The organism is Pseudomonas sp. NPDC090592 (genome assembly GCF_044769185.1).
GTDB lineage: Bacteria > Pseudomonadota > Gammaproteobacteria > Pseudomonadales > Pseudomonadaceae > Aquipseudomonas.
Window position 1 is genome coordinate 154060 of the sequence record NZ_JBIVXJ010000013.1, and the last position, 21212, is coordinate 175271.

Sequence of the window (21212 nt, forward strand, 5' to 3'; positions counted from 1 at the left end):
TATTAGCTGTTCAGTTAGAGCATCTCGGCTGCCGGGTGCCTGTCGCAAGACTGTTAATCGTCTTTGAGATCGACCGACGTAACTGGGGCTGCTTTGCAGCCCTTCGCGGGCTTGCCCGCTCCCACAGGGACCGCGCAAATCATAGGCTCAGCGATATATCTGTGGGAGCGGGCGAGCCCGCGAAGGGGCGCAAAGCGGCCCAATTTGCCTGACTGACTGACATTAGGGTTCACCGGCGAACACCGGCGTATCCGGTGCCATCCACCGAGTCAGATTCTATAGGTCATCCAGTTGGACCGTCACACGCAGCGGAGAAGACAGCCGCTCATTTACCGTCGCGATGAAATCTTCATCTTCTTCGGCCACTTTGGCTGGCTCGAAGGGCAGCTTGCCCTGCTCTGCTACATATTGCAGAACCTGGTGCATCAATTCGGAGGGGGTTACACCTAGGCGTTCGAGCTCTTCGTAGGCGCGGGCTTTGAGTTCGTCGTCGATGCGGATGTTGATGGACGCCATGGTTCGACTTTCGAGTAAAAAAGAGGCCCCGCCCACGCCGACAAGAGGGGTACGGCACAACGAGGTGCCGGGACTGGACATGCCAGTCTACGTGGTCGAGGGCGAGGCCAGATCTGAAGATAGCGCAGCGTAGCGGCAGGGTCCACAGGCGATTGGATTGGATTTGTAAATTATGTCTCCGGTTTGCCTGGGACTACCTTGGTCGTAGTATGTCTCTAGGGTGCTCGCAGTAGAGCTTCTACAGCCCGGTCGTTGCCATCTCACCCCTAAATTGCTCAGCCATCAGGCGTTGACAGCCCCCCACTCGCTTGCTAATAATCGTCCACAGTTGTACGACAACACATAACAAGAACAACAATCAGTGGACGAACCCATGTCGATACCCATCCCGCTACACCCACGTCTGTTGCATACCCCTCTTCCCACGGCCTGCTGGCGTACCCCCTCGAGTACCTAGCGCCGGGTTACCGCGTTTTTACCCCTGGCCCTGACCGGCCCGTTACCTACCCGCCCCTGCCGCAGGCCGCTTGTGCGTGCCCGGTGGACGGGCTGCCATACCCTTCGGGAGCACAACAATAATGAAAATCTGCCACACCCTGCCCTTCGCCCTGCTTGGCGCCGGGGTTATCGCCGGCTTGCCAGGCACCAGCCTGGCTGCGGGTTTTGTCGAGGACAGCAAGGCCACGCTCGGGCTACGCAACTTCTACATCAACCGTAACTTTACCAACCCGAGCAACCCGCAAAGCAAGGCTGAAGAGTGGACGCAAAGCTTCATTCTCGACGCCCGTTCGGGGTTCACCGAGGGCCCAATCGGCTTTGGTGTGGATGTGCTGGGGCTGTGGTCGGTCAAGCTTGATGGCGGTGGCGGTACCTACGGCACGGCGTTGCTACCGCGCCATGACGATGGCAAGCCGGCAGATGACTATGGGCGACTGGCGGTGGCGGGCAAGGCGCGTATCTCGAAGACCGAGTTGAAGATCGGTGAGTGGATGCCGGTGCTGCCGATACTGCGTTCGGACGACGGGCGCTCGTTGCCGCAGACGTTCCGTGGCGGGCAAATCACCTCCAACGAGATTGCCGGGCTGACCTTGTACGGCGGCCAGTTCCGCGGCAACAGCCCGCGCAACGACGCCAGCATGGAAGACATGAGCTACGGCGGTGGGGTGTCGGACCGTTTCAACTTTGTCGGTGGCGAGTACAAGTTCAACCAGGACCGCACGTTGGTCGGGCTGTGGAATGCGGTGCTGAAGGATGTGTACCAGCAGCAGTACCTGCAACTGAGCCACAGCCAGCCGCTGGGTGACTGGAACCTGGGCGCCAACCTGGGCTACTTCCACGGCGATGACGACGGCTCCAAACGCGCCGGCGAACTGGACAACAAGACCTACTCGGGGATGTTCTCGGCCAAGTATGGCGGCAGCACCTTCTGGGTCGGGCTGCAGAAGGTCGACGGCGATACCTGGATGCGGGTCAATGGCACCAGTGGCGGGACGCTGGCCAACGACAGCTACAACTCCAGCTTCGACAACGCCAACGAACGCTCGTGGCAGGTGCGCCATGACTTCAACTTCGTGACGGTCGGGATACCGGGGTTGACCCTGATGAACCGCTACATCAGCGGGCGCGATGTGCACAGTGGCGTGGTGACCGATGGCAAGGAGTGGGTGCGCGAGACGGAGCTGGCGTATGTGATCCAGAGCGGGGCGTTCAAGGATTTGAGTGTGAAGTGGCGTAACTCGTCGATTCGACGGGATTACAGCAATAACGAGTTTGATGAGAACCGGTTGATTTTCAACTACCCGTTGTCGCTGCTGTAACCAAGGGCGAACGCGATCCCTGTGGGAGCGGCCTTGTGTCGCGAAAGGGCTGCGTAGCAGCCCCAGCATGGTGCAGGCTTTAGAGTTTTGGGGGCGCTGCGCGCCCCTTTCGCGACACAAGGCCGCTCCCACAACAGACCGCGTAACCCGCAGAGGGCTGTGCATGCCTCATTGACAACCACCAGACCCACCGCCAATAATCACCAAAGTCATACGACAACCTACAACAATTAACAACAAGAGCCGGCCATGACCACTACCCCCCTCAATCGCCTGCTGCTCACCGGAGCCGCAGGCGGCCTGGGCAAGGTCCTTCGCGAACGCCTGCAAGGCTACGCCGAGGTCCTGCGCCTTTCCGACATCAGCCCCATGGCACCTGCCGCTGGCCCGCATGAAGAGGTCGTCATCTGCGACCTTGCCGACAAGGCTGCCGTGCATACCCTGGTCGAAGGCGTCGACGCCATCATCCACTTCGGCGGCGTGTCCACCGAGCACTCCTTCGAAGACATCCTCGGCCCCAACATCTGCGGCGTGTTCCACGTCTACGAGGCGGCGCGCAAGCACGGGGTAAAGCGCATCATCTTCGCCAGCTCCAACCACACCATCGGTTTCTACCGCCAGGATGAACGCATCGACGCCCACTCCCCGCGTCGCCCCGACAGCTACTACGGGTTGTCCAAGTGCTATGGCGAGGATGTCGCCAGCTTCTACTTCGACCGCTACGGCATCGAAACCGTCAGCATCCGCATCGGCTCATCGTTCCCGCAACCGCAAAACCCCCGCATGCTCTGCACCTGGCTGAGCTACGACGACCTGGTGCAACTGATCGAGCGTGGGCTGTTCACCCCCGACGTTGGCCACACCATCGTCTACGGCGCCTCTAACAACCGCACCGTGTGGTGGGACAACCGCCATGCCGAGCACTTGGGCTATGCACCCAAGGACAGTTCGGAACCCTTCCGCGCCGCCGTGGAAGCCCAGCCGGCGCCCGCCGCCGATGACCCGAGCATGGTCTATCAGGGCGGTGCCTTCGCCGTGGCCGGCCCGTTCAACTGACCCCACCCACGCCAGGAGGCACGGCCATGAACTGCGAACTGATTGTCGACGCCCGCAACGGCACCGGCGAAAGCCCCGTGTGGCACCCCAGCGAACAGGCCCTGTACTGGGTCGACATTCCCGCGCGCCAGCTGCACCGCTGGCAGGCGGCCGATGGCACGCACCGTGTCTGGCAAGGCGACCAGATGCTTGCCTGTATCGCCCGTAGCGGCGACGGCTGGGTGGCCGGCATGGAAAGCGGCATTTTCCAGCTCCGGGCAAACGCCGATGGCAGCCTGCACAGCCACCTGCTCAGTGGCGTGCAGCATGCCCAGCCAGGCATGCGCTTCAACGATGGCCGCTGCGACCGCCAGGGCCGCTTCTGGGCCGGCACCATGCTGCTCGACATGCAGCAAGGTGCCCACGTCGGTGCGCTTTACCGGCATGACGGCGAAGTCCGGCTGCACCTGCAACAGGACGGCATGATCGTACCCAACGGCCTGGCCTTCAGCCCCGATGGCAAGCGCATGTACCTGTCCGACTCGCACCCCAACGTGCAGAAGGTCTGGGCCTTCGACTACGACACCGACAGCGGCACGCCGCACAACAAGCGGCTGTTCGTCGACATGCGCGGCTACCCCGGCCGCCCCGATGGCGCCGCCATCGACCAGGACGGCTGCTACTGGATCTGCGGCAACGATGCCGGGCAGATCCACCGCTTCACCCCCGACGGCCGCCTCGACCGCTCGCTCAGCGTGCCGGTGAAAAAGCCGGCGATGTGCGCCTTCGGTGGCGCCAACCTCGACACCCTGTATGTCACCTCGATCCGCCCCGCGGGCATCGAGCTCGGCGACCAGCCACTGGCTGGCGGGGTATTTGCCCTCAACCCTGGCACCCGGGGCCTGGAGGAACCTGCCTACCGGGGCTGAATCCCACTGCCAACACCACAACACTCTTTGCACGCCCGAAACCGGATAATAAAAACCACGGAGTTTCATCATGACGTTCAAACGCAAGCTGCTTCTTGCCGTACTCCCGTTCGCCTTCAGCGTGGCCATGCCCGCCTCGGCGCTGGACATCAAGTTCGCCGAAATCCACCCCGCCGGCTACCCGACCGTGGTCGCCGAGCAGAACATGGGCAAAAAGCTGGAAGAAGCCAGCAATGGCGACATCACCTTCAAGATGTTCGCCGGCGGTGTGCTGGGCTCGGAGAAGGAAGTGATCGAGCAGGCGCAGATCGGCGCCGTGCAGATGACCCGCGTCAGCCTGGGGATCGTCGGCCCGGTGGTACCGGATGTGAACGTGTTCAACATGCCGTTCGTGTTCCGCGACCATGACCACATGCGCAAGATCATCGATGGCGAGATCGGCCAGGAGATCCTCGACAAGATCACCAACTCCGACTTCAACCTGGTGGCCCTGGCCTGGATGGACGGCGGCTCGCGCAGCATCTACACCAAGAAGCCGGTGCGCAGCCTGGAAGACCTCAAGGGCATGAAGATTCGCGTGCAAGGCAACCCACTGTTCATCGACATGATGAACGCCATGGGCGGCAACGGCATTGCCATGGACACCGGGGAAATATTCAGCGCCTTGCAGACCGGGGTAATCGACGGTGCCGAGAACAACCCGCCGACCCTGCTCGAGCACAACCACTTCCAGAGCGCCAAGTACTACACCCTGACCGGCCACCTGATCCTGCCAGAGCCGGTGGTGATGTCCAAGACCACCTGGGACAAGCTCACCCCCGAGCAGCAGGTGCTGGTGAAAAAGGTGGCACGTGAGGCACAGATGGAAGAGCGTGCGCTGTGGGACGCCAAGTCTGCCGCCAGCGAAGAGAAGCTCAAGGCCGCCGGTGTCGAGTTCATCACCGTCGACAAGAAGCCGTTCTACGACGCCACCGCATCGGTACGGGAAAAATACGGCGCGCAATACGCCGACCTGATGAAACGTATCGACGCGGTGCAGTAAGCCCAACCTCTCCTACCGACCTCGGCAGTGCGGCGCCAGCCGCCCTGCCGCTTTGGTGATGCCCATGAAAAACCTGTTTCTGCGTGCCAACGACACGCTGTACCGCGCTTGTATCTGGGTCGCCGGCCTGTCGATCCTGACCATGTCGCTGATCATCCCGTGGGGCATCTTCGCCCGCTACGTACTTGGCACCGGCTCCAGCTGGCCGGAGCCGGTGGCCATCCTGCTGATGGTGGTGTTCAGCTTCGTCGGCGCCGCCGCCAGTTACCGCGCCGGGGCGCACATGGCGGTGGCGATGATTACCGACCGCCTGCCGCCACTGCAGCGCCGGCTGGTGGCGCTGCTGGTGCAGGTGCTGATGATTCTGGTGTGTGTGTTCATGACTTACTACGGCACCAAGCTGTGCATCACCACCTGGAACCAGTTTCTGGCATCGCTGCCGGGTGTGCGGGTAGGCATGACCTATGCGCCGATCCCGGTGGGTGGCGTGCTGACCCTGGTGTTCGTGCTGGAGAAACTGCTGCTGGGCGACCAGAGCCACCGCAAGGTGGTGCGCTTCGACCAGCTGGAAGAAAGCGAAGGAGCGGCATAAATGGATGCGTTCATTCTGTTGGGCAGCTTCATCGTGCTCATTCTGCTGGGTATGCCGGTGGCCTATGCCCTGGGCCTGTCGGCGCTGGTCGGCGCCTGGTGGATCGACATCCCGCTGCAGGCGATGATGATCCAGGTGGCCAGTGGCGTTAACAAGTTCTCGCTGCTGGCCATTCCGTTCTTCGTGCTGGCCGGCGCGATCATGGCCGAAGGCGGCATGTCGCGAAGGCTGGTGGCGTTTGCCGGGGTGCTGGTGGGCTTCGTGCGTGGTGGGCTGTCGCTGGTCAACATCATGGCCTCGACGTTCTTTGGCGCGATTTCCGGCTCGTCGGTGGCCGATACTGCATCGGTGGGCTCAGTGCTGATCCCGGAAATGGAGCGCAAGGGCTACCCGCGCGAGTTCTCCACCGCGGTGACCGTCAGCGGTTCGGTACAGGCGCTGCTGACCCCGCCCAGCCACAACTCGGTGCTGTACTCGCTGGCAGCGGGCGGCACGGTGTCGATTGCCTCGCTGTTCATGGCCGGGGTGATGCCCGGCTTGCTGCTGAGCGCGGTGATGATGGGCCTGTGCCTGATCTTCGCCAAGAAGCGCAATTACCCCAAGGGCGAAGTGATCCCGCTGCGCCAGGCGCTGAAAATTGCCGGTGAAGCGCTGTGGGGCCTGATGGCCATGGTGATCATCCTGGGCGGCATTCTGTCGGGCGTGTTCACCGCGACCGAGTCGGCAGCCGTGGCGGTAGTGTGGTCATTCTTCGTGACCATGTTCATCTACCGCGACTACAAGTGGCGCGACCTGCCCAAGCTGATGCACCGCACGGTGCGTACCATCTCGATCGTGATGATCCTGATCGGCTTTGCCGCCAGCTTCGGCTACGTGATGACGCTGATGCAGATCCCGTCGAAGATCACCACGGCGTTCCTGACCCTGTCGGACAACCGCTATGTGATCCTGATGTGCATCAACTTCATGTTGCTGTTGTTGGGCACGGTGATGGACATGGCGCCGCTGATCCTGATCCTGACCCCGATCCTGTTGCCGGTGATTACCGGTATCGGTGTGGACCCGGTGCACTTTGGCATGATCATGCTGGTGAACCTGGGGATCGGGCTGATCACCCCGCCGGTGGGGGCGGTATTGTTCGTCGGCTCGGCGATTGGCAAGGTGAGTATCGAATCGACGGTGAAAGCACTGCTGCCGTTCTACCTGGCGCTGTTCCTGGTGCTGATGGCGGTGACCTACATTCCGGCCATTTCGCTGTGGCTGCCTAGCGTGGTGTTGTAAATAAAAGCGGGGCCGCTTTGCGGCCCATCGCCGGCAAGCCAGCTCCCACAGGGACCGCATCGCTTTCAAGGCTTGCGCGATAACTGTGGGAGCGGGCTTGCCGGCGATGGGCTGCAAAGCAGCCCCCTTGGCCCTACCTGCAAACGGATCCTGCACATGGCTGTCCCCTCCTCTGCTATCGCTCTGTTCCCACGCAAGCTGGCCATCGCCCTATTGGCTCTGCTTGCCTGTTCATTCGCCGGCAACCACATCGCCGCACGTATCGCCTTCGATGACGGCACCGGCGTGCTGCTGGCCATCCTCTGCCGCTCGGGCATCACCTTCCTGGTGCTGGCCGGCCTGCTGCTGTGGCAACGCCAGGCCCTGGCCCTACCCTCCGGCACCCGCCGCTGGCAGTTGTTGCTCGGCCTGCTGATCGCCACCCAGAGCCTGTGCCTGTACTCGGCGGTTGCGCGCATTCCAGTGGCGTTGGCACTGCTGGTGGGCAATACCTTCCCGATGCTGCTGGCGCTACTCACCTGGGCACTGGGCGGGGCACGGCCCACTGGTCGCACGGTGCTGTTCATGGGCCTGATCCTGTGCGGCCTGGTCCTGGCGCTGGATGTGCCGGCACGCCTGACAGAAAGCGGCGCGGCCAATCCGCACTGGGCGCTGGGCGTCAGCCTGGCCTTCGCCGCTGCCTGCGCCTTTGCCTGTGCCTTGTGGATCACCGACCACAAGCTGGCCGCCGTGCGCGGCCCCGTGCGCAGCCTGCTGACACTGCTGATCGTGTTCTCCAGCATGCTGGTTGCCGGTTTCAGCGGCGTGATGCCGTCCGGTTTGTCGCTGCCGGGCAGCAGCAGCGGCTGGTTTGCCCTGGCCAGCCTCGTGGTGCTGTACGGCCTGGCGTTCACCTTGCTGTTTGTCTGTGTGCCAAGGCTGAACATGGCACAGAACGCGCCGGTGATGAACGTCGAACCGATCGCGACCTTGCTGCTGGGTTGGGCCTTGCTCGACCAGCAACTGGGTACCCTGCAATTACTCGGCGGTGCCGTGGTGGTGTGCGGCATCGTGCTGCTCACTTACCGGCGCCCCGGCTGACACTTTTACAAAGGAGCCCTGAATGGCTGTGACCGAACTGCACCTGCAGGACCGCCTGACCCGTCTGAGCCTGGCCCCGGAGCTGGGCGCCAGCCTGGTCAACTGGCAGGTCAAGGCGACCGGGCAGGCGCTGCTGCGCCACACCGATGCCGACGCCTTGGCCAGCGGCACACCGCGGCGCCTGGCTTGCTACCCGCTGGCGCCATGGTCCAATCGCATTGCCGAGGGTGGCTTTGCCCGGCCCGAGAGCTGGCAGGCACTGGCGCCCAATACCGAACACGACCCCTACCCGATTCATGGCAGCGCCTGGCAGCAGGCCTGGCAGGTGGAGCACCACAGCGAGCGACGCGCACGCCTGACGCTGCACAGTGAAGTGCCGTTTGCCTACCTGGCGACGCTCGATGTGCACTTGCATGAGGGGTGCCTGAACCTGGACCTGCACGTGAAGCACCTGGAGCAGCGAGCTAACTGGTATGGGTTGGGATTGCATCCTTACTTTCCGCGGTACCCCGACACCAGGCTGTATGCCGCAGCCCGCAAGGTTTGGCTGGCCGAGGACGGGCAACTGCCGTCGTATCAGGCCGAGGTACCGGAGCAATGGCGGTTTGAAACGCTGGGCAGCCTGCCGGAGACGGTGGTTGATCACGCGTTCAGTGGCTGGCCGGGGGAATGTGTGATTGAACAGCCGGGTGCCGGGTATCGGTTGGCGTGCAGCGCCAGCGAGGCTGAGCACTTCTTGCTGTTCTGTCCGCAGGGGCAAGGGTTTTTCTGCTTTGAACCGGTTACTCACCCGGTCAATGCACATCACCTGCCGGGGCGGCCGGGGTTGAGGCTGTTGCAGCAGGGGGAAGAGATGAGCCTGGGGTTCAGGATGCAGTATCGGGCGTTGTAGTTGTGTTGCCTGGATTGGGGCTGCTTTGCAGCCCCAAACTCTCAACCCTTACGCCAATGCCTCGGTAGCCCCCACCACTGGCTTGGCAGAAACATCCCGCCGCACCTCGCGTGCCACCTTCCACACCAACACCGCCGCGACGATATCAAACGCCGCCAGCACCACAAACAGCGGGCTATAGCCGATCTGCGTCACCAGCACCCCAAACACCAGGGTAAACACCGCCGCCCCCAGGTACCCGCACATGCCCCCCATGCCGGTCGCGGTGGCCACCTGGTCCTTGCTGAACGAGTCGGAGGTAATCGAATACAGCGCCCCCGACAACGTCTGGTGGGCAAACCCGCCAATGCACAGCAACAGAATCGCCGTGTACGGGCTTTCCACCAGGCCGATGCAGGCCGGGCCGATCATGCAGCTGGCACCGAACACCAGCACCATCTTGCGTGAGGTGAACAACGACACCTTGCAGTAGCGGTGGAACAGCGGGCTGAGATACCCGCCCAGCACACAGCCAATGTCGGCAGCCAGGAACGGCAGCCAGGCAAACATCGCGACTTCCTTGATGTTCATGTGCCGCTCGGTCATCAGGTACAACGGAATCCAGGCGTTGAAGGTTTGCCAGGCCGGCTCGGAGAGGATCCGCGCCGACGCGATGGCGTAGAAGTTGCGGGCCTTGAAGATACGCTTCCACGCGCCCTTCTCGCGGGTGTCCTGTTTGAAGTGCGCTTCCTGCCCGGCCAGGATGTAGTCGCGCTCCTCGTCACTCAGGCGCTTCTGGTCGCGTGGGTGCTTGTACAGCAGCATCCACAACAGGGTCCAGGCAACACCGGAAACGCCGACGATCACGAACGCCAGCTGCCAGCCACTGTGCAGGATCGCCCACACCACCAGCGGCGGCGCCAGCAAGGCGCCAAGCGACGAGCCGATGTTGAACCAGCCAATCGCCACCGAACGCTCCTTGGCCGGGAACCACTCGGTCGTAGCCTTGACTCCGGCTGGCAAGCCAGCGGCTTCGGTCATGCCCAGCAACCCGCGCATGAACGCCATGCTCTGCCAGCCGCTCGCCAAGGCTGCACCGGCACAGGCCAGCGACCAGGCCATGGCGAACACGGCAAAGCCCAACTTGGTGCCGATGAAGTCGATGAACCAGCCGGCAATCGGCTGCATGAGGGCGTAGCACACCTGCCAGGTGGCGACGATCCTGGCGTACTGCTCGGTACTGATGGAGAGGTCGGTCATCAAGGTGGGCGCGGCCACCGAGAGAGTGTTGCGGGCGAGGTAGTTGACGACGAGCCCAGCCGTCACAAGGCTGACCATCCACCAACGGATGCCTTTGATCTTCATGGTTCACCTGAATTTCTTGTTTTTAGAGTGGCGAGCGATTGGCGCAAATGCCGGCAGGGCTATTTGCGACAAATTGTTTCAGGCGAAAGAGTGCCATGTCATAGGTCGTCGTACAACAATTATTATTTCCGACTATTTCTGCCGATGTTGTACGACCTCAATCCAGCTGCTGGGCCCGCAGTGTCTGCGCCAGCATGTCGATAAAGGCCCTGACCTTGGCCGAGCCGTACTTGCTCTCCCGGTGCAGCACGTGGATCGGCCAAGGCGCCTCTTCGTACTCGCCCAGGATCACCTGCAACTGCCCGCTGGCCAGCTCATCTGCAACCTGGTACGACAACAGGCGGGCAATCCCCAGCCCACCACAGGCAGCAGCAATGGCCCCGTCATTGCTGGTCACCGTCAGCCGCGGCTTCATGCGCACCATTGTCGGCTCTTCGGTTACCCCGAAACGCCAGCCTGCCCTGGGCGACAGGTTGCTGGTGCCGATCACGGCATGGCCAGCCAGGTCCGAGGGATGCCTGGGCACGCCATGGCGGGCCAGGTAGTCGGGGGAGGCACACAACATCCGCCGCACCCTGCCGACCCGCAACGCCTTCAGGCCGGAGTCGGGTAATGGACCGATGCGCACGGCCACGTCCATGCCCTCCTCGACCATGTTCACCACTCGGTCGAGGAAGTAGGCAGACACATCAACTTCGGGGTACTGCTGCAAGTAGCGGACGATGCACGGCATGACGAATTTCTTGCCGAACAGGATCGGCGCGGTAACCGCCAGGTCACCTTTGGGGGAGGCGTTGACGCCCGCAGCGGCTTCGTTGGCCTCGTGGATGCTGGCGAGGATATGCCGGGTGTCTTCCAGATAGCGGCCTCCGGCTTCGGTCAGGCGTACGCTGCGGGTGGTGCGCAGCAGCAGCTTGACCCCGAGCTGCTCTTCCAGGGCGCTGACGGCACGGGTGACGGCGGCCGGGGAGATGTCCAGGCGGCGGGCGGCCGCGGCGAAGCTTTCCAGCTCACCGACGGCGACGAACACCTTCATCAGGTGGATCTGGTCCATGCGGGCTCCTGGGGGCTATGAGGTGGCGAGATTATCTTTTATCTGGGCGTTTTGTGTTGCCTGTAATGGCCTCTTCGCGGGCAAGCCAAGGCATGCGCATTCCTGTGGGAGATTGCCCAGCCCATTGGGCTGCGCTGTCGCGCAGAGAACTGGTCCCGGGCGTACCGCGTACCCTGTGGGAGCGGGCTTGCCCGCGAAGAGGCCCGCCCAGGTAACTCAGGCATCCAGCACCAACGCCTGCCCTCCCTCCTCCACCTTCGCCGGAACGGCGCAGCAGATCAGCACCGAACCCGGCTCCGGCATCTCTGCCGGTGGATTGGGGTAATGCACCTGCCCACTGACCAGCCGGGTCTTGCAGGTACCACACGAGCCACCCCGGCAACTGAACTCCGGCGCCAGCCCGCGCGCCTCGGCCAGTTCCAGCAGCGTGCCGCTACCCGGTGCCCAGCGCGCCTCCTTGGCCGAGGCGGCAAAGTACACCGGCACCGGCTCACTGGCCGCAGGTGGCTGTTGCAAGGTTGGCAGGTCCGCGTCCGTGTACCGCCGCAGCGTCGAGGGGCCAAAGGCTTCGGAATGAATCCGCGCATCGGGCACATGTACCTCGCGCAGCCCTTCATACAGGTCCTGGGTGAAGCCGCCCGGGCCGCACAGGTAGAAATCGTAGTCGTCCAGCGCCAGCGTCGCCTTGACCTGCTCGATGCCCAGCCGGCCGATGAACTCGTAATCTTGCCCAAGCAACGCATGATCTTCAGGCTGGCTCAGGGCACGATGCACGTGCAACCGTTCACCGGCCTGTTGTCGCAAGCTAGCCAGCTCCTGCTGGAACGGCAGGTCGCCCAGGCTGCGAGCGCCATGGAACAGGTGAATGAGCCGAGGCTGGCCTTGGCTCAACTGCTCACGCAGCATGGCCAGCAGCGGCGTAATACCCACGCCCGCACCTATCAGCACAAGCGGTCGCGTACTCTGCAAGTCCAGTGTGAAGCTGCCCATGGGTGGGCGTACGTCAAGCACATCACCTGGCGCGATGCGCTCATGCAAGTGCCGGGAAACCGGACCTTGGGCTTTGACGCTGATACGCAAGTAGCCGTCGGAGGGTGCGCTGGACAGGCTGTATGTACGGATCAGCGCCGCTTCACCCTCGCGCCGCACTTGCACCGGAACATGTTGCCCGGCTGCAAAAACCACTGCGCTGTCGGCCGGCGGCTGGAGGTAGAACGAGCGGATATCGCGGCTTTCCTGTTCCACCCGCAACACGCGCCAGGCCTGCCATTGGCGCTGTTGCTGGCGTTGTTGCAAACGCACGTCGGCTTCGGCCCAGGTGCCGGTCATCAGGCTGGTCGGTGCGTACTCCTTGAAGGCCCAGCGCAAGGACACCGCGGCCGGCCGCCACACGGCCTGCTCGACCGTCAGCGTCCACAGCCGCTCTGCACCTTCGAAAGCCTGGATGGCCGGGCTTTCCAGCAGCACCTCGGCACGCCCGCACAGTTGCAGCACGTTGCCGGTGTTGAAGTCGATGAACAGCAAGCCTGCCCGCGGGTTCAGCAACAGGTTACCCAAGGTGTTGAAATGCAGGTTCCCGGCGTAGTCGGGAATGGTCAGCGTATTGCCTTCGACCTTGACGAACCCCGGCCGGCCGCCACGGTGGGAAACATCCACCGAGCGCTGGCCGTTGTCATGTTCGACATAGCTGGCGACGAAGAACGTGTCGGCGGCCTGGATCATGCTGACCGCCCTGGCATCCAGGGTTGCCGCATCGACACGCCCCTGGGCGGGTTCGGTGACGCGGGTGTAGTCACGCAACTGGATGTACTGCGGGCAGTTGCCGAACGACTGCTCCACCGCCACCTGCAATTGCCCACCTGCAGCCTGGCGAATCTGCCCATTGATGCGGTTGCGCCGACGGGTGTGTAGCTCGATGCCCAGCAGGCCAACCGCCTGGCCGGCCACCAGCCCCGGGGTAGCGGGGTCATCTGCCGGCAAGGTGGTGTCGATCATCAGCTGGCGAGGGTCAGGCGAGCTGACGAAACCTTCTGGCCCCTCCAGCAGTGTCGCCCAGGGCCGGCCCTGGGCGTCCACGCTGGCCGCCACCATGAAGGGTAACTGGTGATAGAAGATGCGGTGCTGGTCGGGCATATGGTCACGTATGACCTTTTGCCCGAACGCCTCCATGCGCTCTGCTACACCGACCTTTTCCTGCAGGGTTTTCTCGCCGGCATGCCAGGGCGAGGGGCGGTGGTGCTGGAGCTGTTGCATGGTGGCGTTCCTCCCGAGGGCGGGGTGTCAGGCGCTGGTTTGCAGCCCGATCACGGTACGTGGCATAGGCACGAAGCCCGGCAGCGACTCGATCCGGGCCAGCCAGCTGCGCACGTTGGCGTAGGGCTCCAGCGACACGTTGCCCTCCGGTGCGTGGGCGATGTAGGAGTAGTTGGCGATGTCGGCGATGGTGGGTGTGTTACCGGCCAGGAACGGCGCCTTGGCCAACTCGGCGTCGATTACCTTGAGCAGGGTATGGGCGCGGGTTATCACTTCGTCGGTGTTGAACGCGGCACCGAACACGGTCACCAGGCGGGCGGCAGCCGGGCCGAAAGCCAGTGGGCCTGCGGCGACTGACAGCCAGCGTTGCACGCGGGCGGCGGCCGCTGGCTCTTCGGGCAGCCAGGTGCCGTTGTCATATTTTTTCGCGAGGTAAACCAGGATGGCGTTGGAATCGGCGATCACCGTGCCGTTGTCATCGATGACCGGTACCTGGCCGAACGGGTTGAGGGCCAGAAAGTCCGGCTGCTTGTGCGCGCCCTTGGCAAGGTCGACGAACACCAGTTCGGTCGGCAGGTCCAGCAGCGACAGCATCAGCTCGATGCGGTGGGCGTGGCCAGACTTGGGGAAGTTGTAAAGCTTGATCGGGTTCGACATGGGCTTGGCTCCTGGTCAGCACCGAAGTGGGCTGGTGGAACACATGCTGCACCGGTTCGGCTGGCAGCAGAATCCGTGCGGTGGGGAAACCATAATTTCGCGGGGCGAAACAATAGCCCTGTGCATCAGCCACACACTGCTGTTGCCGCTGAAAAGCCAATTTGCATAGAATGCAAGTCGTTCTCAATAACGAATACATCTGTTGCCCATGTCCCCCGACCGCGCGCCCATCCAGCAGCTCTACCGCAGCCATCACACCTGGCTGCAAGGCTGGCTGTACCGCCGCGTCAACGATCGCTGCGATGCCGCGGACCTGAGCCAGGACACGTTCGTCAAACTGCTCACCCATGCACCGCCCACCGAGCTGCGTGAGCCACGCGCCTACCTGGCCACCATCGCCCGACGCCTGCTGCTCAACCTCTACCGCCGCCGCTCCCTGGAGCGGGCCTACCTGGAAGCACTGGCGAACCTGCCGCAAGACCAGGCGCCCAGCGCCGAATGCCAGGCGGCGTTGCTGGAAGCCTTGAATACCGTGGACCGGGTGCTGGCGCGTTTGCCGGGCAAGGCACGGCGGGCGTTTCTCATGGCGCAGGTGGAAGGGTTCAGCCAGGAGCAGATCGCCGAGGAAATGGGCGTGTCCGTGCGCTCGGTGCAACGTTGGCTGGTGCGCGCGTTCGAGGAGTGCATCGTACTGGGATCGGAGGGCTGGGCATGATGTCGCCTCCCGTATCACGCCCTGTAGCCCAGCAGGCCGCGCGCTGGTTCCTGTGCTTGCAAGGTGGGGCCAGTGAAGGAGAACAGCAGGCGTGCGCAGCCTGGCGGGCGGCCAGTGCCGAACACGAGCGGGCCTGGCAGCTGGCGACACGCTTCAGTGCCCAGGTGCAGTCGATCCCGCCCAGCGTGGCCCGCTCGACCTTGCAGCGGCCTGCGGCATTGGGCCGGCGCGCAGCAGTGAAGGCGCTGACCTCGCTGGTGATACTGGGCTCGCTGGGGGTGAGCCTGTCACGCACAGGGACGATGGACGCGTTGCTGGCGGATATCAGCACTGCCGTCGGCGAACGCCGCCAGCTGACCCTCGACGACGGCACCGAGCTGCACTTGAATACCGATACCGCCGTGGACATCCGCTACAGCGCCGGCGAACGCTTGCTGGTGCTGCGCCGGGGGGAGTTGTATGTCAGCACCGGCAAGGACCCACGGCCGATGCTGGTGCGCTCGGCATGGGGCGTGTTCCAGCCGCTGGGCACGCGCTTTGCCGTGCGCCAGTACGATCAGCACGACGAACTGAAGGTGCTGGAAGGCACGGTGGCGGTTACACCGAGGGCAGGCGGAACCCTGCGCATTGAGGCAGGAGAACAAGCGCTGGTCAGTGCCAACCGGGTAAGGCGCGTGGACAGTGTGCAGCCGAGAGTGGACTGGCTGGATGGCGTGCTGCGAGTCGAGCGTATGCCGCTGGCGAGCTTCCTGGCCGAGCTGGGGCGCTACCGGCATGGCTGGGTGCGCTGTGCACCGGAGGTGGCCCGGCTGGAGATTTCCGGGGTGTATCAACTGGCAGATAGCGATGCAGCGCTGCGGGCGCTGGCGATGGCGTTTCCGTTGCGGGTGAATTACCTGTCGCGGTATTGGGTGACCGTGGTATCGGCCGAGGGTTGAGGTGATGCCTCAGGCCCCTTCGCGGGTGAACCCGCTCCCACAGGATTACTTCAGGTTCGAGTCCTGTGTAATCCCCTGTGGGAGCGGGCGTGCCCGCGAAGAGGTCTGCAAAACAGAACATGAAAATGACCGTGTCGTGTTTTATCAGCCTCAGGTGTCCTCTTCCTGAAACCACCCTTCAGCCCTTCAGGAAGCCCCCATGCACTTGCGCCTCACCCTGCTCGCCAGCTTCATCGCCTCGCCCTTCGCCTGGGCCGAAGACGATCGTCATTACGTCATCCCTGCCGGCCCGTTGGCCCAGGCCCTGGCCGAGTTTGCTGCCCAGGCCGGGGTGACCCTGCCGCTGGACCCGGCCATGCTTGGCGACTTGCAAAGCCCCGGGCTGCAAGGCGACGTGGGTACTGCCCAAGGTTTCGACCGACTGCTGCAGGGCACCCAGCTGGAGGCCGTACCACAAAGTGGTAACACCTACATCCTGCGCGCCAGGCCGACCTCCTCCGCCCTGCAACTGGACTCGACCAACATCAATGGCCTGCACGACCTGCGGCATTCGGCCATCGGCCCGTTACAAGGCTACAAGGCCTCACGCAGCAGTGTCGGCACCAAGACCGATGCCCCCCTGCGCGATATCCCGCAATCCATTCAGGTGGTGCCGCGCCAGGTGCTGGAAGACCAGCAGGCCAACAGCATGGCCGACGCCCTGAGCAACGTCAGCAGCATCCAGCGCGGCAACACCCATGGCGGCAGTGTCGAGAGCTTCATCGTGCGTGGCTTTCAGGGCACCACCTATGCCATAGACGGGGTGCTGACCAACTCGCTGACCGTGCGCCCGGAAATCCTCACCGACCTGGCCGGCGTGGAGCGTATCGAAGTGCTCAAGGGGCCGGCCTCGGTGCTGTACGGCCGCGGCAACCCGGGCGGGCTGATCAACGTGGTGACGCGCAAGCCGACGCTGGTGCCGGAAGCCCAGGTCAAGCTGCAAGCCGGTTCCTACGACTATCAGCGCGGCCAGGCCTGGCTCAGCGGGCCGCTGTCGGCCGAACATGGTTTGGCCGGCAGCCTGGCCATGGCTTACCAGACCGAGGGCAGTTTTCGTGACCTGTACCGCGACAGCCACCGCCGCCACTTTGCCCCGTCGCTGTCGTGGGCACCGGGTGAACACACCCGGATAGACATGGGCCTGGAATACACCGAGACCGATGCCCAGTATGACCGCGGGCTGCAAGTGATCGGCGACCGCGTCGACTCACGGCACAAGGTCTTCCTGGAAGAGCCCTGGTCACACAGCAACAGCGACAAGACCGCCGCCTGGTTCAAGCTGGAACACGACCTGAACGATTGGCTGACCCTGCGCCAGGTCACCCGTTGGGACAAGTCGAACAAGACCATGCTCAACATCTCTCAGCGCACACTGGAGAAAGACGGCTTTACCCTGACCCGCCGAGCTACCGACTTTGACGAAACCCAGCGCTCGCTCAGCGCCCAGTTCGAGGCGGTTGCACGCTTTACCACCGCCGGGCTTGCGCATCAGCTGCTGGCGGGGGTGGAATCGGTAACGGGGAGGCGCAGCGTGACCATGCTGCGTGCCGATGTCGCCCCGCTGAATATCTGGAGCCCCGTGCATGGCGCACAGCCAGGGCTTTTCCGCTTTGGCGAGGACTCGCGCTTCGATCAGGAGACTTACGGTGTATATGTGCAGGACCAGATAGACCTGGGCGAGCAATGGAAGCTGCTACTGGGGGTGCGCCATGACCAGGTCAAGCAGCGCAACCGCAACTACACCGCAGCAGGTGACTATGCCGACATCGACATCGAGCCCTCCGACACATCGCCCCGTGCTGGCCTGGTTTACCAGCCCACCGATCGTTTGGCGCTGTATGTCAGCTACAGCACCTCGTTCGCGCCACAGAACCGCCTGACCCGGGAGCGCAGCGTGCTCGACCCGGAAACCGGTGTGCAATACGAGGTGGGCGCCAAGTACGACATCATCCCCGAGCGCCTGTCGGCCACACTGGCGGCGTTCGAGATTCGCCGCAAGAACCTGGCTGCCAACGACCCGCTGGACAGCAGCTATTCGATCCAGACGGGCGAGCAGCGGGTGCGTGGCGTCGAGCTGGATGTGAGCGGCGAGATTCGTGACGGCTGGAACGTGATCGGTAACATCGCGGTGCTCGACGCCAAGCTGGTCGAGGATACGCGCTACGAGGAAGGCAACCGGCTGGAGGGTGTGCCGGTGGTCAGTGGTTCGCTGTGGTCAACCTACCAACTACAGGGCGGACCGCTACAAGGGCTGGGCTTTGGTGCGGGCGTGTTCTTTGCCGGCAAGCGCTATGGCGATTTGGCCAACAGCTACAGCGCCAGTGGTTACGGGCGGCTGGACCTGAGTGTGTTCCACGACTTCGACGAGCACCTTCGGGTGTCGCTGAACGCACGCAATGTGCTGGACAAGGACTACATCGAGACCATTTCCAGTGCGGGCAATTATGCAGGGGAACCGGCATCGCTGGTGGCGACGGTAAGCCTGGGGTTCTGAGCAGGTTATATGCCGGTGCTGCAGGCCTCTTCGCGGGCGAGCCCGCTCCCACAGCTACGGCATGATCCCTGTGGGGGCGGGTTACACCGCGAAGGCCAACACCGTCTTTAAAATGAACACCCTGTGATAGCCACTCAAGCCAATCGCTGCTGGCGTTGGTACAGATAAAGCACATGTATAGCATCGACTACCAACGGAACAGTCGCCTGGTGCTCATCCAGGCTCATCTTGTCGAGGATGGAAAAATTTTCTTCCATGCCGTGCATGGCTATCGCGTCAAGATGGACTTGAAGAGTGGCAGGCAACGGTTCCCACTGCCCAAGTCGAATGCCCCTCATGTACCCGAAGCACCATTCCTCAAGCACTACGATCTGACCCTGCTCGGTATCTCTGACCTCGAAGAGCAAGTCCAACTCGTCACCGGCTTCGCTGAGCATCACTGCGACAGTGTTGTAGAACTTGATGAGCAGATCCATGTAGCGCTGAGCCTGAGCTTTGGTTTTGAACCGAGGCAGTTCTCCACCGGATACCTCCGGCAGCCATTCACTCGGTGTTACCAGGCGCGGCGAGCTGCATAGGGCGTTGAAAAAGCCATCGAGCTCGCTGATATCAAGAATGGCGTCATCGTTGCCATACTTGAATAGCAGTTCTCCCAGCTCGTCCAGTTCTGGACCGGTGATCGCGTTTGTCATCAGCGTCAATTCTGCAGGCGGTGGTAACGGTAAAGCTTACGTGCTGCATCGATCACTTGAGAAACACACGCCTGAATATCCTGCTCAGACATCTGATCCAGCAGCTCGAAATTATCCTCCAGCCCATGCAGCGAAATGGCCTTGAGCAGTTGGTCCTGCTCGGGCGGCAACTCACTCCAGCCGGCGACCTGGGTACCGCGCATGTAGCCGAAGCACCATTCCTCCATGACGATCACATTACCTTCCTCGCCCTCGCTTTCCTCGAACAGCGGCTCGAAGTGGTCGACGTTGTCACCCAACGCCTCTGCAACCTGATTGGCATAGCGCAGCATCAATGCGGTGTACGCTTCTTCATGCGCAGGCTTCTTGAACTTCGGCACCTTGCCACCGGCTACCGCAGGCAGCCATTGCTCCGGGTAGACGGTTACCGGCGAGCTGGCGAGCGCGGTAAAAAAGCCATTGAGTTCGGCCAGATTGAGCACTGAGTAATCGTTGCCGTAAGTGATCAGCAGATCTTCGAGGCGGTCGAGTTCTTTTTCGCTGAGTGCGGGGAGCATGGTGTAAATCCTGGGAAGCAAAAGTGTGTGCACCCTAGCACATGCGGGGCGCAAGGGGATGTGACTGCTGGGGATCGGTGTGGCCCCACTGACTTGGTGGAGAAGTCTTGTGCAATCTCCGTGGGAGCGGCCATGGCCGCGAACACCGGCGAAGCCGGTGCCATCCAACGTGTTGGGGTCTTCGCGGGCATGCCCGCGCCCACAGGTACGGTGCAGGGCTCCGTACCTGTGGGCCTCAGGGCTTATACCGCCAGGGCGCGCTGACGCAGTTCGCTGTTGAGGATGCGGTCGTTTTCGCTGTAATCGACCGGGCAGTCGATCACGTGCACGCCCGGGGTCTTGATGCAGTGTTCCAGCAGCGGCAGCAGGCCTTCGGCGCTTTCCACGCGGTGGCCATTGGCACCGTAGGCTTCGGCATATTTGACGAAGTCCGGGTTGCCGTAGTCCAGGCCGAAATCGGTGAAGCCCATGTTGGCCTGCTTCCAGCGGATCATGCCGTAGCCGTCGTCACGCAGGATCACCACAGTGACGTGCATGTTCAGACGGACTGCGGTTTCCAGTTCCTGGCTGTTCATCATGAAGCCACCGTCGCCGCATACCGAGATCACTGGGCGGTCCGGGTAAACCAGGTGCGCAGCCATGGCCGATGGCAGGCCGGCGCCCATGGTCGCCAGGGCGTTGTCCAGCAGCACGGTGTTCGGCTTGTGCGCCTTGTAGTTACGGGCGAACCAGATCTTGTAGATGCCGTTGTCCAGGGCCACGATGCCTTCGGATGGCAGCACGCGACGGATGTCGGCAACCAGGCGCTGCGGGTAGACCGGGAAACGGTTGTCGTCAGCACCTTCGGCAATCTGCGTTTCGTTGGCTTCGCGGATGGCCAGCAGGCGGGTGAAATCCCAGTGCGAGGTGTCGGTCAGCGCTTCGCTGATCTGCCAAACGGCGTTGGCGATGTCGCCGATCACTTCGACCTGTGGGAAGTACACGGCATCGACTTCGGCGGAGCGGAAGTTGATGTGGATGACTTCAGTACCGCCACGCACCATGAAGAACGGCGGCTTCTCGATTACATCGTGGCCGATATTGACGATCAGGTCGGCAGCTTCGACGGCGCGGTGCACGAAGTCACCCGACGACAGCGCGGCGTTGCCCAGGAAGCGCGGATGGCGCTCGTCGACCACACCTTTACCCAGCTGGGTGGTGATGAACGGGATGCCGGTCTTGTCGATCAGTTGCTTGAGGACCTTGGCGGTCATCTTGCGGTTGGCACCGGCGCCGATCACCAGGA

The 21212-nt window shown here is 62.9% G+C and carries 19 protein-coding genes; 11 read left to right on the top strand and 8 right to left on the bottom strand.

Features of this window, described 5'->3' with window-relative positions:
* Nucleotides 1-276: 276 nt before the first annotated feature.
* Entirely contained in the window at nucleotides 277-516 is a 240-nt protein-coding gene (locus ACIQUI_RS14275; RefSeq protein ID WP_403199507.1) for a type II toxin-antitoxin system RelB/DinJ family antitoxin, read from the bottom strand.
* Between the two features lie 578 nt (nucleotides 517-1094).
* Here ACIQUI_RS14275 and ACIQUI_RS14280 point away from each other — a divergent pair.
* The 8 genes from ACIQUI_RS14280 (at nucleotide 1095) to ACIQUI_RS14315 (ending at nucleotide 9184) form a co-directional block, all read left to right on the top strand.
* Entirely contained in the window at nucleotides 1095-2333 is a 1239-nt protein-coding gene (locus tag ACIQUI_RS14280; RefSeq protein ID WP_403199510.1) for an OprD family porin, read from the top strand.
* Between the two features lie 249 nt (nucleotides 2334-2582).
* A complete protein-coding gene (locus ACIQUI_RS14285; RefSeq protein ID WP_403199511.1) occupies nucleotides 2583-3389 on the top strand; it encodes an NAD-dependent epimerase/dehydratase family protein in 807 nt (268 codons plus the stop codon).
* A gap of 26 nt (nucleotides 3390-3415) precedes the next feature.
* The gene (locus tag ACIQUI_RS14290; protein WP_403199512.1) at nucleotides 3416-4297 is read left to right on the top strand and encodes an SMP-30/gluconolactonase/LRE family protein; all 882 of its coding nucleotides are present in this window, start codon (nucleotides 3416-3418) and stop codon (nucleotides 4295-4297) included.
* 70 nt (nucleotides 4298-4367) lie between these two features.
* Complete coding sequence (locus ACIQUI_RS14295; protein WP_403199515.1) at nucleotides 4368-5339, top strand: TRAP transporter substrate-binding protein; 972 nt, start codon at nucleotides 4368-4370, stop codon at nucleotides 5337-5339.
* Between the two features lie 64 nt (nucleotides 5340-5403).
* Nucleotides 5404-5931, top strand: a complete 528-nt coding sequence (locus ACIQUI_RS14300; RefSeq protein WP_201207190.1) for a TRAP transporter small permease — start codon at nucleotides 5404-5406, stop codon at nucleotides 5929-5931.
* A complete protein-coding gene (locus ACIQUI_RS14305) occupies nucleotides 5932-7212 on the top strand; it encodes a TRAP transporter large permease (protein WP_201207191.1) in 1281 nt (426 codons plus the stop codon).
* A gap of 156 nt (nucleotides 7213-7368) precedes the next feature.
* Complete coding sequence (locus tag ACIQUI_RS14310) at nucleotides 7369-8292, top strand: EamA family transporter (RefSeq protein ID WP_403199519.1); 924 nt, start codon at nucleotides 7369-7371, stop codon at nucleotides 8290-8292.
* 22 nt (nucleotides 8293-8314) lie between these two features.
* Nucleotides 8315-9184 carry an aldose 1-epimerase gene (locus tag ACIQUI_RS14315; protein ID WP_403199522.1) on the top strand — a complete coding sequence of 290 codons (870 nt, stop codon included), beginning with the start codon at nucleotides 8315-8317 and terminating at the stop codon, nucleotides 9182-9184.
* Nucleotides 9185-9232: 48 nt separating this feature from the next.
* On the opposite strand, the gene ACIQUI_RS14320 is transcribed toward ACIQUI_RS14315, so the two are convergent.
* The 4 genes from ACIQUI_RS14320 to ACIQUI_RS14335 form a co-directional block, all read right to left on the bottom strand.
* The gene (locus tag ACIQUI_RS14320) at nucleotides 9233-10528 is read right to left on the bottom strand and encodes an MFS transporter (RefSeq protein ID WP_403199525.1); all 1296 of its coding nucleotides are present in this window, start codon (nucleotides 10526-10528) and stop codon (nucleotides 9233-9235) included.
* Between the two features lie 157 nt (nucleotides 10529-10685).
* A complete protein-coding gene (locus ACIQUI_RS14325; RefSeq protein WP_403199528.1) occupies nucleotides 10686-11582 on the bottom strand; it encodes a LysR family transcriptional regulator in 897 nt (298 codons plus the stop codon).
* Between the two features lie 216 nt (nucleotides 11583-11798).
* Nucleotides 11799-13835, bottom strand: coding sequence for a pyridoxamine 5'-phosphate oxidase family protein (locus tag ACIQUI_RS14330; RefSeq protein ID WP_403199531.1), 2037 nt, complete (start codon nucleotides 13833-13835; stop codon nucleotides 11799-11801).
* A gap of 27 nt (nucleotides 13836-13862) precedes the next feature.
* A complete protein-coding gene (locus tag ACIQUI_RS14335; protein WP_403199532.1) occupies nucleotides 13863-14492 on the bottom strand; it encodes a glutathione S-transferase family protein in 630 nt (209 codons plus the stop codon).
* A gap of 208 nt (nucleotides 14493-14700) precedes the next feature.
* On the opposite strand from ACIQUI_RS14335, the gene ACIQUI_RS14340 reads away from it, so the two are divergent.
* The 3 genes from ACIQUI_RS14340 to ACIQUI_RS14350 all read left to right on the top strand — a co-directional run bounded on the left by ACIQUI_RS14340 (nucleotide 14701) and on the right by ACIQUI_RS14350 (nucleotide 18678).
* Nucleotides 14701-15207, top strand: a complete 507-nt coding sequence (locus tag ACIQUI_RS14340) for a sigma-70 family RNA polymerase sigma factor (RefSeq protein WP_403199535.1) — start codon at nucleotides 14701-14703, stop codon at nucleotides 15205-15207.
* Nucleotides 15204-16145, top strand: coding sequence for a FecR domain-containing protein (locus ACIQUI_RS14345; RefSeq protein ID WP_403199538.1), 942 nt, complete (start codon nucleotides 15204-15206; stop codon nucleotides 16143-16145). The genes ACIQUI_RS14340 and ACIQUI_RS14345 overlap by 4 nt, the downstream gene beginning before the upstream one ends.
* A 199-nt stretch (nucleotides 16146-16344) precedes the next feature.
* Nucleotides 16345-18678: a TonB-dependent siderophore receptor gene (locus ACIQUI_RS14350; RefSeq protein WP_403199540.1), complete on the top strand. Its 2334-nt coding sequence runs from the start codon at nucleotides 16345-16347 to the stop codon at nucleotides 18676-18678.
* Nucleotides 18679-18812: 134 nt separating this feature from the next.
* Here ACIQUI_RS14350 and ACIQUI_RS14355 read toward each other — a convergent pair whose 3' ends face one another.
* From ACIQUI_RS14355 to ACIQUI_RS14365, 3 genes are all read right to left on the bottom strand, one after another.
* A complete protein-coding gene (locus ACIQUI_RS14355) occupies nucleotides 18813-19370 on the bottom strand; it encodes a UPF0149 family protein (RefSeq protein ID WP_403199542.1) in 558 nt (185 codons plus the stop codon).
* 5 nt (nucleotides 19371-19375) lie between these two features.
* Nucleotides 19376-19927, bottom strand: coding sequence for a UPF0149 family protein (locus ACIQUI_RS14360; RefSeq protein WP_403199545.1), 552 nt, complete (start codon nucleotides 19925-19927; stop codon nucleotides 19376-19378).
* Between the two features lie 242 nt (nucleotides 19928-20169).
* Nucleotides 20170-21212: acetolactate synthase large subunit (locus tag ACIQUI_RS14365; protein WP_403199547.1), on the bottom strand; the 1043-nt coding region annotated here is incomplete at its 5' end.

What these genes read in the sequence shown, in the direction of transcription:
- ACIQUI_RS14320 (WP_403199525.1), bottom strand. Translation starts at nt 10,528, where the DNA reads ATGAAGATCAAAGGCATCCGTTGGTGGATGGTCAGCCTTGTGACGGCT.
- ACIQUI_RS14310 (WP_403199519.1), top strand. Translation starts at nt 7,369, where the DNA reads ATGGCTGTCCCCTCCTCTGCTATCGCTCTGTTCCCACGCAAGCTGGCC.
- ACIQUI_RS14275 (WP_403199507.1), bottom strand. Translation starts at nt 516, where the DNA reads ATGGCGTCCATCAACATCCGCATCGACGACGAACTCAAAGCCCGCGCC.
- ACIQUI_RS14305 (WP_201207191.1), top strand. Translation starts at nt 5,932, where the DNA reads ATGGATGCGTTCATTCTGTTGGGCAGCTTCATCGTGCTCATTCTGCTG.
- ACIQUI_RS14285 (WP_403199511.1), top strand. Translation starts at nt 2,583, where the DNA reads ATGACCACTACCCCCCTCAATCGCCTGCTGCTCACCGGAGCCGCAGGC.
- ACIQUI_RS14360 (WP_403199545.1), bottom strand. Translation starts at nt 19,927, where the DNA reads ATGCTCCCCGCACTCAGCGAAAAAGAACTCGACCGCCTCGAAGATCTG.
- ACIQUI_RS14315 (WP_403199522.1), top strand. Translation starts at nt 8,315, where the DNA reads ATGGCTGTGACCGAACTGCACCTGCAGGACCGCCTGACCCGTCTGAGC.
- ACIQUI_RS14295 (WP_403199515.1), top strand. Translation starts at nt 4,368, where the DNA reads ATGACGTTCAAACGCAAGCTGCTTCTTGCCGTACTCCCGTTCGCCTTC.
- ACIQUI_RS14325 (WP_403199528.1), bottom strand. Translation starts at nt 11,582, where the DNA reads ATGGACCAGATCCACCTGATGAAGGTGTTCGTCGCCGTCGGTGAGCTG.
- ACIQUI_RS14345 (WP_403199538.1), top strand. Translation starts at nt 15,204, where the DNA reads ATGATGTCGCCTCCCGTATCACGCCCTGTAGCCCAGCAGGCCGCGCGC.
- ACIQUI_RS14300 (WP_201207190.1), top strand. Translation starts at nt 5,404, where the DNA reads ATGAAAAACCTGTTTCTGCGTGCCAACGACACGCTGTACCGCGCTTGT.
- ACIQUI_RS14330 (WP_403199531.1), bottom strand. Translation starts at nt 13,835, where the DNA reads ATGCAACAGCTCCAGCACCACCGCCCCTCGCCCTGGCATGCCGGCGAG.
- ACIQUI_RS14355 (WP_403199542.1), bottom strand. Translation starts at nt 19,370, where the DNA reads ATGACAAACGCGATCACCGGTCCAGAACTGGACGAGCTGGGAGAACTG.
- ACIQUI_RS14335 (WP_403199532.1), bottom strand. Translation starts at nt 14,492, where the DNA reads ATGTCGAACCCGATCAAGCTTTACAACTTCCCCAAGTCTGGCCACGCC.
- ACIQUI_RS14340 (WP_403199535.1), top strand. Translation starts at nt 14,701, where the DNA reads ATGTCCCCCGACCGCGCGCCCATCCAGCAGCTCTACCGCAGCCATCAC.
- ACIQUI_RS14280 (WP_403199510.1), top strand. Translation starts at nt 1,095, where the DNA reads ATGAAAATCTGCCACACCCTGCCCTTCGCCCTGCTTGGCGCCGGGGTT.
- ACIQUI_RS14350 (WP_403199540.1), top strand. Translation starts at nt 16,345, where the DNA reads ATGCACTTGCGCCTCACCCTGCTCGCCAGCTTCATCGCCTCGCCCTTC.
- ACIQUI_RS14290 (WP_403199512.1), top strand. Translation starts at nt 3,416, where the DNA reads ATGAACTGCGAACTGATTGTCGACGCCCGCAACGGCACCGGCGAAAGC.